Genomic DNA, 12,164 nt, shown 5'->3' with positions numbered 1-12,164 from the left:
AGCCCCGGGCGCTGTCGTCTCGCCTTGGCTCAAAGCATGCGCTTGAGCAGATTGTCCCTCCGCACGAACTGATGCCAGCATACCGCGGCCAGGTGCAGCCCGATGACGTAGTAGAAGATCGTGCCCAGGGTCGTGTGCACTTCCTCCACGCTATGCCCCAGTCCCGGGCTGACAGAGAAGGGCGACGGCAGCGACAGTGACGTGCCAGGCACGGGGATGGCGCCGTCGCTCAGCCACACGGTGAAGATGCCCAGCAGCGGCTGCGCGAACAGGAAGGCGTAGAGCGCCCAGTGGGTGACCCGCGAGAGCCGTTCGAGGTGCGGATGCAGTGCCGGGGTGACCGGCGGCGGCGTGCGCCGCAGGCGTTCCAGCAGGCGCGGTATCGCCAGCAGCAGCACGCCGATGCCGGCCCAGAAGTGGCTCTGCAGCAGCACCGCGGGGATACCGCTGCTGCGCGGGAAGAGATCCGTCGAGAGAATCAGCGCATAGGCCAGCACGACGAAGGAGGCCACGCTCCAGTGAAAGTGGCGGGCCTTGGCGGAGTAGCGCTGTGGGGTTGTCGAGTTCACGGCGGGCGATCCTTGTCATAAACGAGTCGGCGTCGAGGTGAGCCCCCGGTGCGAGCGGCAGGTCGTACCACCGGAACAGGCTCGGGAAGCTCAGACTAGCGGCAGCAGGCTTAGGTTTGGCTTAAGGTAAAAACATCAGACTCATCGCGATGGGAGAGACATGGCCATACAGGAACCTGCGATGAACATTCCCAAGGAACGCCACTATTCCGACCGCGTGGGCTGGCTGCGCGCGGCGGTGCTGGGGGCCAACGACGGTATCGTCTCCACCGCCAGTCTGGTGATCGGCATGGCGGCCGCGGGCAGCGGCCTGGGCGGTGTCTTGACCGCCGGTGTGGCCGGGGCGGTGGCCGGGGCGATGTCGATGGCCGCCGGCGAGTACGTCTCGGTGAGTTCGCAGAAGGACACCGAGCGTGCCGACCTGGCCCGGGAGCGGCGCGAGCTCAAGGCCAACTACGAGCTCGAGGTACGCGAATTGGCGCAGATCTACGAAACCCGCGGGCTGTCACCGCCGCTGGCCCACGAAGTCGCCGAGACGCTGATGCAGCACGATGCGCTGGCCGCTCATGCCCGCGACGAGCTGGGCTTCAGCAGCGTCAACTCGGCGCAGCCACTGCAGGCAGCCTGGACCTCGGCACTCTCCTTCTTCTCCGGTGCGGCGCTGCCGCTGGCCTTCACCCTGCTCGGGGCGCTCTCCAGCGCACGCCTGGCGATCCCTGTGGTGGTGGCGCTGGGCTCGCTGCTGGCCCTGGCGCTGCTGGGGCTGGTCTCGGCGCGAATCGGCGGCTCGCGAGCGCGGGTGGCGGTGGTACGGGTCACCTTCTGGGGGGTGCTGGCGATGCTCACCACGGCGGCGGTGGGCTGGGCCTTCGGCATCGCCGGGGGCTGATCCCGCGGCATCTATTCGCCTCCCCGCGCTGAATCTGTCGGGCCGGCGCTTGCCAGGGCGGGCACGCTGAACTAGGTGTGAAAGGCGGCCGGAGAGCCGCGCCGAATCGCTCATTTCGTGTCGTATCGCGTGAGCTGATTCGATTCACCTGGGTGGAAAGTCAGTCTTTCCGCCGATGTTCAGTGACAGGGAGGTAACGTTATGGTGAAGAAGACCCAGATCCACGCCCAGCAGCAGACACTGCCCGGCAAGGAGAGCCTGATGCAGCCGCCGGCGGTCTTCATCCGTGACGGCTATCGCGGCAGCGGCAAGCTGGCGGGCAAGGTGGCGTTGATCACCGGCGCCGACAGCGGGATCGGCCGTTCGGTGGCGATCCACTTCGCCCGGGAGGGCGCCGATGTGGCGGTGATGTATCTGAGCGAAGACGACGATGCCCGCGAGACCCAGCGGCTGGTCGAGGCCGAGGGCCGCCGCTGCCTGCTGATCGCCGGCGACATGCGCGATGCCGCCTTCTGCCGCGCGTCGCTGGCACAGGTGATCGAGCACTTCGGCGGGCTCAATATCCTGGTCAACAATGCCGGCACCCAGCAGGTCAGTAACGACCTCGCCGAGCTCAGCGACACCCAGTGGGAGGAGACCTTCGCCACCAACATGCATGGCATGTTCTATCTCACCAAGGCAGCGCTGCCGCATCTGGGCGAGGACGACGCGATCATCAACACTGCCTCGGTCAACGCCTATATCGGCCCCGATTTCCTGGTCGACTACAGCGCCACCAAGGGGGCGATCATCAGCTTCACCCGCGCGCTCTCCAATCAGGTGGTCGGGCGTGGGCTGCGGGTCAATGCGGTGGCGCCGGGTCCGGTGTGGACTCCGCTGCAGCCGGCGACGCTGGGCGCACACGACCCGCAGATGCTCGAGGATTTCGGCAGCGAGACGCCGATGGGGCGTGCCGCCCAGCCGTGGGAGCTGGGGCCGTGCTATGTCTTTCTGGCGTCGCTGGATGCTTCATTCATCAGCGGCCAGACCTTGCATCCCAATGGCGGGGTCGTGGTCAACGGCTGAGTGATCGGCACTGACTTATCCACACTGAGGTATCCACGCTGAGGTATCCACACGGGGTTATCGACGCTGGGTTATCGACACTGAACTAGCACCGCTGGATTATCGACATCGCGGAGCACGGCCCCGACACTGGGTGCCAATGCGTGAACTCGACACCCGGGCAGAGGAGGCCCGTTACCCATGCCTGATAGTCATTGCGACGGGGTACCCCTGCCGGGCACTCAACGATCCGCTACCTCGCCAGATCTGCCGCCGCGGCGTGATAGTTGGTTGAATCGGCTCTCGCACTGGGCCTGGCTCGAGACGGAGGGACGGCGTCTGCTGGCGTTCTACCGCGCCTCGCGCCATCCCCAGTGCGGTTTCGCCGCCCTGGACGACGATGGCCGCCTGCCCGAAGACGCTCACCCGGACACCATGATCACCGCGCGCATGACCCACTGCTTCGCGCTGGCGGCGATGCGCGGCGAGCCCGGGGCGGCGCCGCTGGTGGCTCACGGCGTGGCGGCCCTGCGCGGCCCGCTCAGGGATGCCGAGCACGGCGGCTGGTATGGCGAGCTGCCGCGGGAAGGTGAGGAACAGACCAAGCAGGCCTACATCCACGCCTTCGTCGCGCTGGCCGCCGCCAGCGCCTGGCAGGCCGGCGATCCGGCGGCCGGGCCGCTGCTCGACGAGATCGTCGAGGTCATCGAGACGCGCTTCTGGGCCGAGGACGAGGGTCGCCTGCGCGAGGGCTTCTCGCGCGACTGGCGCGACAGCGAAGCCTACCGCGGTGGCAACAGCAACATGCACGCCACCGAGGCCTTCCTGCAGCTCGCCGACGTGCTCGACGCGCCCAAGTGGCGCCAGCGCGCGCTCTCCATCGTCGACAAGATCATTCATGTCCATGCCCGCGCCAACGGCTACCGCGTGGTCGAGCACTTCGACAGCGACTGGCAGGAGTGGCGCGACTACAACCAGGACACCCCCAAGGACCCGTTCCGCCCTTACGGCGCCACCCCGGGCCACGCCTTCGAATGGGCGCGGCTGATGCTGCACCTGGAGGGCGGCCTCTTGCGTGAGGGCGATAGCGCCCCCGGCTGGCTGCTGGAAGACGCCCGCGGGCTGTTCCGGCGGGCCACCGAGCTGGCCTGGCAGGTGGATGGCGAGCCGGGGCTGATCTACACCCACGACTGGCACGACCGCCCGGTGGTGCACGAGCGCATGCACTGGACCCTGGCAGAGGCGGCGTCGACCGCGGCGGCGCTGCTCAAGCGCACCGGCGACACCGAGTACGAAACCTGGTACCGGCGCTTCTGGGATTACATCGACGGCTACCTGATCGACCGCGAGCGCGGCAGCTGGTGGCAGGAGCTCGACCGCCACAACCGCCCCTCGAACGAGGTGTGGTCGGGCAAACCCGATCTCTACCACGCCTATCAGGCGACGCTGCTGCCGCGCCTGCCGCTGTCGCCGACGTTGGCGCGGGCGATCGCCGATGGGGCGCTGTAGCCGGGTGCCGAGGTAGCCTCTGCGGCAGGTGTGCTCACACGCAGGCCGTTGCGGCCGCTCCGCTTGGCGGCGTAGAGCGCGATATCGCCGCGCTCGATCAGCGCGGCCAGATCCGTCTGGGGCTGATGCAGCATCACCGCACCCAGGCTCAGGGTGACCGCATCCGGGGTGGCGAAGCTCTGCGCGGTGGTGGCCTGGAAACGGTGACGCAGATTTTCGGCCAGGGCGAGTACCTGAGCCTGGTCGCTATCCATCAGCAAGATGGCGAACTCGTCGCCGCCCAGCCGTGCGCACAGGCTCTTGTCGGGTAGTTCGGCCTGGATCAGCTCGCCCAGCATCATCAGCAAGCGGTCCCCCGCGGCGTGGCCATGCAGGTCGTTGACCGGCTTGAAGTGATCGACGTCCAGTAGCAGCAGGGCGCCGGGCCGGCTCACGGCCACATCGGCAAGATGCGCCGGCGCACGGGCTTCGAAGGCGCGGCGGTTGAACAGCCCAGTGAGCGGGTCGCGCTCGGCGAGAAGCTCGATCTGGCGCTCGCGGCGGTAGCGCACCGTGCCGGTCATGGAGAGCGCGATCAACAGGATCGCCATGACGCCTTCGACCAGCGAGACACGAATCACCACGCCGCGAAAACTGGCAAGATCGATCAACGCATTCGGCATCAGTGTCAGCACCACCTTGCCCAGATAGAACAGGCCGTGGAACAGCAGGGTGTAGTGCAGCTGGCGAGTGCCCAGGCTGGCATGCTCTGCATCCAGGCGCAGTAGCTGGCTGGCTCTGAGTGCCAGCCCGCCGACCAGCAGCGAGTTGGTCACCATGTAGAGCGCAGAGGCGCTGCCCTGCGGCAGCGCCAGCAGCAGACACCACCCCAGTGGCAGCGCCCACCACCAGCGCGACGGGCGCCGGCCGACGAAGCGCATCACCCCGAGTAGAAACAGCCAGTGGGCGAATACCAGCAGCCCGTTGGCGAACCACACCCCGATGAAGAAGTAGCCCTGCGAGCGCAGCAGCGCCAGCGAAGAACCGACAGTGATGCTGGCGAAGCCGCCCGACCAGTAGAGCAGGGAGCGATCCCGGGCGGCACGCCACTCCAGCAGCAGATAGAGCGCCGCGGCTGCCGCGATGGCGATGGTCAGGGTCAGCATCGTGATGGGGTCGAACGCCATACAGGGTTTCCGCTCGAATGACGATGGGAAAGGCGCTCGAGGGGCGCCGGGGTGGGGCATGGCCAGAGTAAAGCAAACTTCGGCGATGTCCTATCGGCCATGATGCCCGGGACTTGAGGCGGCATCTCGCGCGGCTGGCCCTCCTGAGCATTCATTCGAGTTTGATTATCAAGCGCATTGATAAATAATAATCGTTTGCATATGATCCCGGGCGATCGCCGTGCCCGCGCTGCCCCGTGGATGCCGGCGCCGACATCACAACGAGCGTCGCCGAGACGCCACGCAAGGGATCTACCATGCCAACCCCCGTTCGCCACCGGGCGTCGCCGTCGCGGCGTGCCCTGCGCATGCCGCTCGGCACGCTGCTGGGTGCCACCGCGCTGCTGCCGCTCGCTTCCGCCATGGCCCAGGACGACGAGACGACAGCGCTGCGGACATTGACCGTCTCCGCCGCGAGCCTCTATGACAACGTCGGCTACACCCGCCGCACCACCACCGCCGGCACGCGCTTCGAAGCGACGCTGCGCGAGGTGCCGCAGACGGTGAGCATCATCACCCGGCAGCGAATGCAGGATCAGGGGTTGTGGGATGTCGAGGATGTTCTGAGCAACGCCACGGGTATCTCGGTGAACCGTATCGACAGCAGCCGTGTCGATTTCTACGCCCGCGGTTTTCGCATCAACAGCTATCAGTACGACGGCATTCCCACGCTCAACACCGATAGCCGCTGGTACTTCGGCGACGGCGCGCTGAACACCGCGATCTATGAGCGGATCGAGGTGGTACGCGGCGCCAACGGCCTGCTCACCGGCGCTGGCAATCCCGGTGCCTCGATCGACTTCGTGCGCAAGCACGCCGACAGCCGCGAGCCCACCGGCTCGCTGAGCACGAGCTACGGCAGCTGGGACCGCTCGCGCAGCGTGGTCGATGTGACCACGCCGCTGACCCGCTCGGGCGACGTGCGGGCGCGGTTCGTCGGTGGCTACGAGGACGGTGACAGCTATCTCGACCGCTTTGGCGAGCGCAAGCGCTACGGCTACCTGGTCATCGATGCCGATGTCAGCGATGAGACCACGCTCTCGCTGGGCTATGACACACAGCGCGGGCGTACCTCGTCACCGACCTGGGGTGGGTTGCCGCTGTGGTACAGCGATGGCAGCGAGACGGACTACACCCGCGGCTTCAGCGTGGCGCCGGACTGGTCCTACAACGCCTGGGAGTCGAGGAAGACCTTCGCCCAGCTCGAGCACCGCTTCGGCGGGGGCTGGACGCTGCATGCGGCGGCGACCCATGAAGAGAGTACGCTGGACTCGCGGCTCGCCTACCCCTACGGCTTTCCGGACCGCGAAACGGGGCAGGGGGTCTATTACTACACCGGCTGGAACAGCGGCGAGCGCCGGGTCGACGGCGTGGATGGCTATGTCGAGGGCCCGTTCTCGCTGTTCGGTCGCACGCACCAGCTAGTGTTCGGGAGCAGCTATCACGACCAGTCCAATGACTACGAGAACAGCTTCACCAACGGCTTCGCGGTCGACGACTTCGATGCCTGGAACGGCACCACGCCGGCACAGGCATGGCCTGACTTCGCGCCCTCCGAGCGCGCCAGCAGCCGCCAGCAGGCGCTCTACGGCGTGGCCCGCTTCTCCCTGGCCGAGCCGCTGACGCTGATCCTCGGTGCCCGTTATACCGACTGGCACGGGCGCACCTGGTCGAGCACGCTGGGCAACCATGCGCAGGACGAGCGTGAGATCACCCCCTACGGCGGGCTGATCTACACCCTCGACGACACCTGGTCGGCCTATGCCAGCTATACCGAGATTTTCCAACCGCAGAGTTACCGGCTGGCCGGTGGCAACGGCTATCTCGACCCGCTGGTGGGCAAGAACTACGAGACCGGGCTGAAGGCGGCCTGGTTCGATGGCCTGCTCAACGCCTCCCTGGCGGTGTTCCGGCTCGAACAGGACAACGTGGCGGATATCGTGCTGACGCCCGGCTCACTGGTCACCACGGCGACCCCGGTGAGTGACGTGGTCAGTGAAGGCGTCGAGATGGAGATCAGCGGCGCGGTCAGCGACGATCTGGAGCTGACCGCCGGCTTCACCCACTACACCGCGACCTCGGCAGAAGGCACGTTCAATGGCGACCGGCCGCGCACCCAGGCCAATCTCTTCGCCAGCTACCGGGTACCGCAGTGGCGCCAGCTCACCCTGGGCGGCGGCTGGCGCTGGCAGAGCCGCACCTTCGCCAGCCAGGCCGGCCCCGATGGCGTGACCCGCGACTTCGAACAGCCCAGCTACACCATCGCCGATCTCTTCGGGCGCTACCAGTTCACGCCGAGCCTGGCGCTACAGGTGAACGTGCACAACCTGTTCGACCGCAAGTACTACAGCTATTTCGATACCTACGGTGTCTATGGCGAACCGCTCAATGTGACCTCGACGTTGAGCTATACGTTCTGAGAGGGTGTTTACAAAATGCCTGCGCTCGACGATACGGCGTTGAAATCGACCTCAAAGTACTCATTTACACCACGTAAACTCCGTCTTTTCGGCCAATTTCGCCTTGTCTCGCCTTCGCTCGTCGAATTTGTAAACACCCTCTGGGCGCTGAGGGCACCACTATCAGCGCTCCAGACGCGCGAGCACCCGCTGGCCGCGCCGCGTGCGGCGCGCCCGGCGCATGCCGCTGGAAGCCATCTTCCAGCCCAGGATACGCGCCAGGCCCACCGCGGCACCGGACGCCGCGCCCCACAGCAGCGCCTCGCGCCAGCGCACATCGGGGTCGTCTGGGTTGACCGGCGGCTCGAACGCGCTGCGCCGTGCGGTGTGCTTCAGCGCCTCCCGGGCGGCCACGCCCGAGGCGATCGCCATCGTGGTGCCCACCAGGGTCCATAGCGTTTGCGGTTTCATGCGGGCCTCCTTGCCGGGGTTGAATGCCCAGCATGGTCGATCGGGCTGCACCCTGTCAGCAGGGGGCGGTGCCTATCGTCAGAGAGCTTGAAAGTGAGTTCTTAGAGGGTGTTTACAAATTCGGCGAGCGAAGGCGAGACAAGGCAAAATCGGTCGAAAAAAGGACCGGGCTGGCGTTCCAGTTTACATGGGGTAAATGAGCATTTTGAGGCCGATTTTAACGCCGTATTGTCAAGCGCAGGCATTTTGTAAACACCCTCCTAGGCCAGCGGTATCTCACCGGGATTGGCACGGCGGCGTGACCACTGCCACAGCGTCCAGTGCGCCAGCAGCGGCCAGCGCGCCTGAAACAACTGCAGAAAACGCTGGCGCCACAGGTTGGTCAGCGGCTTGCTGAGGTCGAAGATCTGCTCCAGCTCGGTGTCGTGGTAGCCGAGCACGAGATGGCGCACGTATTCGGGCCAGAGCTCGATATGCTGAAGGTGGGAAAGCGGCGTCTCGGTGAGATTGTTGTAGCGCCGCTGGCAGCCGTGGCACTGGTACTCGGTGGCGCGGCGGCTGGTGATCACCTGAACCGAGGCCGAGCCGCAGTAGGGGCAGCGGCGGTCACTGGTGTCGCGCAGCCCGGCCAGCATCGCCTGGCACTCGGCCAGGGCCCGCGCCGCTTCATCGGTCAGCTCGGAGATCTCGGGAGACTGATGCGCCTGCCACCAGGTGTGGAGCGCGCTGTCGTAATCGGCCATGGCCTTGATAAAGGCGCGGCTCCAGGTCATCGACGCCTTGTTGCTTATCCCCAGGAAGTTCGCGATCAGCTCCTGGGAAAAGCCCTGAAAGCGGTAGCTCATCCAGGGTTTCCACTTCTCCTCCGAGCGCAGCAGATGCAGCGGCGTGCCGGTCAAGACGGTGAAGCGCTTGCGGCAGGTGCGGCAGGCATAGCTGTTGCGGCGCATGCCGCCGGTACCGGCGGGCGCGGCCAGATAGATCGCACGGCTTTCGCAGGCGGGGCAAGCGTGGGGGGCACTGCTGGGGAGCGTTGCCAGATAGGCGAGAAAACTCCGCGCCGCCGGGCGCAGCGACTCCGGCAGTAGCGCCAGGGCGGGGCGCGATAGCATGAAATCGATGGTTTCGGCGTGGCGGCGTGTCGGCGGAATCTCGAAGGTCGAAAACAACGACGAATCGGTGGTCGACATGGGTAGTACGCGCTCCCGATGAGTATGGCGTTATCGTTATTCTTCCATAATCCTTCTTTTACCCGAAGTAGTTGGTCACCTATCGGACTTTTTGGCCGATATCTCACACGCTTTGTAGCCGATCGCTTACAAACATTTCTCGCCTGATGCGTTATCCTGATTCTCTGACCCTTTTTCTCTGACCATTGTCTCTGACCCTCGTCGACCGGCTTCGCCACCGCGATCAGGAAAACCGTATGCTCAACGATCTCCTCGACACCTTCGATATCGATCTGTCGCAGTCGCAGCGGCTGCTGACTCTCGACGTCGCCGGCGTCGCGCTCGTGCCCCATCGGCTGGTGGGCGAAGAGCGCGTCAGCGCGCCTTTTACCTATACCCTCGACTGCATCTCCCAGCAGGGCGATATCGAACTCAAGACGCTGATGGCGCAGCCGGCGCGGCTCTCGATATTGCAGGCCGACGGCCGCTACCGCCCGCTGCACGGGCTGGTCTCCGAGGCCGCGCTGCTGGGCGAGGATGGCGGCGTCACCTACTACCAGCTCACCCTGGTGCCGTGGCTCGCCATGCTCGGCCTGGGCCGCGACAGCCGCATCTTTCAGGATCGCAGCGTCGTCGATGTGCTCACTGCCGTCTTTGACGATTACGACCTCGCCAAGGGCCGCTACCGCTTCGATTTGCGCCGCGACTACCCGGCCAGAAGTTACTGCGTGCAGTATCGCGAGAGCGATCTGAACTTTATTAGCAGGCTTCTAGAAGAAGAAGGATTATGGTACTACTTCGAATATTCGGGGTCCTCATCTTCCTCTGACAACGGCCAGGATAACGCCTCGTCGACAGAATCCGGGGCGGACTTCGACGGCCATCGGCTGGTGATCACCGACGATGTCGACACCATCCAACCGGTCAGCCCCCAGGCGATCCGCTTCCACCGCCAAGCGGCCACCGAGCGCGAGGACGCCCTGACCCAGTGGGGCGGCGTGCGTACCCAGCAGCCCACCCGGGTCAGCGTGGGCACCTTCGACTACAAGCAGCCCTCGCTGACCAAGCGCACCGGGCTGGATACCCTCAGCGACCAGGGCAACCTGCCCAAGACCGAGCTCTACGACTACGCCGGCGAGTACTACTACCACGGCCATGAGCGCGGCGAGCGGCTGACCGAGAACCGCCTGGAAGCCCATGAGTCCCGCGCCAAGCGCTTCCGCGGCAGCGGCGGCGCGCGCCAGCTCCAGGCCGGACGCTGGTTCGAACTCACCCAGCACCCGCTGCACGACAGCGGCGGCGAGGCCGAGCGCCAGTTTTTGCTGCTGGGCGTCACCGTCCACGCCGAGAACGCGCTGCCGGTCTCGGCCCAGCTCCAGGCGCTGCCGGGCAGCCTGCAGCCCCAGCTCGACGCCGCCAAGCAGGCGCACGGTCTCGAAGCTGATACCGCAGCCCCCACCGGCGAGCGTCTCTCCGACTATGCCAGCGGCGGCACCGGCCACTTTTTGGTCGATCTCGAGGCCCAGCGCCTTAGCCAGCCCTACCGCCATCCGCTGACCCACCGCCGCCCGGTGATCGGCGGGCCGCAGACCGCCACCGTGGTCGGCCCGGCCAATGAAGAGATCCACACCGACCATCTCAACCGCGTGCGCGTCCAGTTCCACTGGGATCGCCAGGGCCAAAACGATGAAAACAGCAGCGTCTGGCTACGGGTCTCCCAGCCCAACGCTGGCGCCGGCTGGGGCGGGGTGTTCGTGCCGCGTATCGGTCAGGAAGTGCTGGTCGACTTCCTCGAAGGCGACGCCGACCGCCCGCTGATCACCGGCCGGGTCTACAACGGCGAACAGACCCCGGACTGGCACAGCCACGGCCTGCTCTCCGGGTTCAAGAGCAAGACCTACCGCGGCAGCAAGTACAACGAGCTGGTGTTCGACGACGCCACCGACCAGGAGCGCGTCCGCCTCAACTCAGAAGCCGAGAAGAGCCAGCTCAACCTCGGCTACCTGATCCACCAGACCGGCAACACCCGCGGCGCCTTCCGCGGCACCGGGTTCGAGCTGCGCACCGACGCCTATGGCGCCATCCGCGCCAATCAGGGGCTCTACCTCACCAGTTGGGGCCAGCTCGGCGCCAGCGGTGACCAGCTCGACCTCACCCCGGCCAAACAGCAGCTCGACAGCGCCTACCAGCTCAGCGACAGCCTCAGCCAGAGTGCGGCAGACCACAACGCCGACGCCCTCGACGCGCGCGAGCATCTCAAGCAGGCCGGTGAAGACGCCGACGACACCTACGGCAACAGCGAACAGCTTGCGGATGCCAAGCAGGATAACGCCCGTGGTGCCACCGACAGCGGCGGCCGTGGCGAAGCGGCACGCATGAAAGCGCCCTGGCTGCATATGGCCTCGCCCGCTGGCATCACGATGAGTACCCCGGAATCGACCCATCTCGCCCAGGGCCACTCGCTGAGCGTCTCCAGCGGCGAGGACGTCAACGTCGCCACCGGCAAGAGCCTGGTCGCCTCGATCTCCGAGAAGCTCTCGCTGTTCGTCTACCGCGCCGGCATGAAGCTGTTCGCCGCCCGCGGCAAGGTCGAGGTGCAGGCGCAGAGCGACGAGATGGCGCTGACCGCCGAGAAGGACGTCAAGATCACTTCCACCGAAGGGCGGGTCGAGATCAACGCCGCCAACGGCATCCTGCTGAACAGTGGTGGCGGTTACATCCGCATCGAAGGCGGCAATATCGACGTCCACGGCCCCGGCAAGATCGACATCAAGGGCGCCCAGCACGTCTTCGGGGGGCCCGCGAGCCTGGACGCGGCCATGCCCGAGTTGCCGGAGGGGGCCTGTGAGACCCAGTTCGCCGGGGATGACTCGGCGTCTGCCGGTGCCAGTGCACTATAGCGGGAGGAA

At 66.1% G+C, this 12,164-nt stretch carries 9 protein-coding genes; 5 read left to right on the top strand and 4 right to left on the bottom strand.

Annotated elements, in window-relative coordinates:
- Positions 1 to 29: 29 nt before the first annotated feature.
- Complete coding sequence (locus QO259_RS16965; protein ID WP_285950860.1) at positions 30 to 569, bottom strand: cytochrome b; 540 nt, start codon at positions 567 to 569, stop codon at positions 30 to 32.
- Positions 570 to 750: 181 nt separating this feature from the next.
- Between QO259_RS16965 and QO259_RS16960 the strand changes: the two genes are divergently transcribed.
- The 3 genes from QO259_RS16960 (at position 751) to QO259_RS16950 (ending at position 4,011) form a co-directional block, all read left to right on the top strand.
- Complete coding sequence (locus tag QO259_RS16960; RefSeq protein WP_285950859.1) at positions 751 to 1,458, top strand: VIT1/CCC1 transporter family protein; 708 nt, start codon at positions 751 to 753, stop codon at positions 1,456 to 1,458.
- Positions 1,459 to 1,659: 201 nt separating this feature from the next.
- A complete protein-coding gene (locus QO259_RS16955) occupies positions 1,660 to 2,523 on the top strand; it encodes an SDR family oxidoreductase (RefSeq protein WP_285950858.1) in 864 nt (287 codons plus the stop codon).
- Positions 2,524 to 2,703: 180 nt separating this feature from the next.
- On the top strand, positions 2,704 to 4,011 hold the full coding sequence (locus QO259_RS16950; protein ID WP_285950857.1) for a D-mannose isomerase: 1,308 nt from the start codon (positions 2,704 to 2,706) through the stop codon (positions 4,009 to 4,011).
- Here the strand turns inward: QO259_RS16950 and QO259_RS16945 are convergent.
- On the bottom strand, positions 3,939 to 5,177 hold the full coding sequence (locus QO259_RS16945; protein ID WP_285950856.1) for a GGDEF domain-containing protein: 1,239 nt from the start codon (positions 5,175 to 5,177) through the stop codon (positions 3,939 to 3,941). The two genes, QO259_RS16950 and QO259_RS16945, sit on opposite strands and share 73 nt — an antisense overlap.
- A 296-nt stretch (positions 5,178 to 5,473) precedes the next feature.
- On the opposite strand from QO259_RS16945, the gene fhuE reads away from it, so the two are divergent.
- Complete coding sequence (gene fhuE / locus QO259_RS16940; RefSeq protein ID WP_285950855.1) at positions 5,474 to 7,636, top strand: ferric-rhodotorulic acid/ferric-coprogen receptor FhuE; 2,163 nt, start codon at positions 5,474 to 5,476, stop codon at positions 7,634 to 7,636.
- A 162-nt stretch (positions 7,637 to 7,798) separates the two neighbouring features.
- On the opposite strand, the gene QO259_RS16935 is transcribed toward fhuE, so the two are convergent.
- Positions 7,799 to 8,086: a DUF4235 domain-containing protein gene (locus QO259_RS16935; protein WP_051895593.1), complete on the bottom strand. Its 288-nt coding sequence runs from the start codon at positions 8,084 to 8,086 to the stop codon at positions 7,799 to 7,801.
- Positions 8,087 to 8,346: 260 nt separating this feature from the next.
- Entirely contained in the window at positions 8,347 to 9,276 is a 930-nt protein-coding gene (locus QO259_RS16930; protein ID WP_285950854.1) for a hypothetical protein, read from the bottom strand.
- Positions 9,277 to 9,512: 236 nt separating this feature from the next.
- Between QO259_RS16930 and QO259_RS16925 the strand changes: the two genes are divergently transcribed.
- Positions 9,513 to 12,155, top strand: coding sequence for a type VI secretion system Vgr family protein (locus QO259_RS16925; protein WP_285950853.1), 2,643 nt, complete (start codon positions 9,513 to 9,515; stop codon positions 12,153 to 12,155).
- Positions 12,156 to 12,164: the final 9 nt, after the last annotated feature.

Source organism: Salinicola sp. JS01, from assembly GCF_030284585.1.
In the GTDB taxonomy this organism is placed as follows: domain Bacteria; phylum Pseudomonadota; class Gammaproteobacteria; order Pseudomonadales; family Halomonadaceae; genus Salinicola.
Note: the sequence above shows the minus strand (reverse complement) of the source record. Positions and strands in the feature narration are given on the sequence as shown.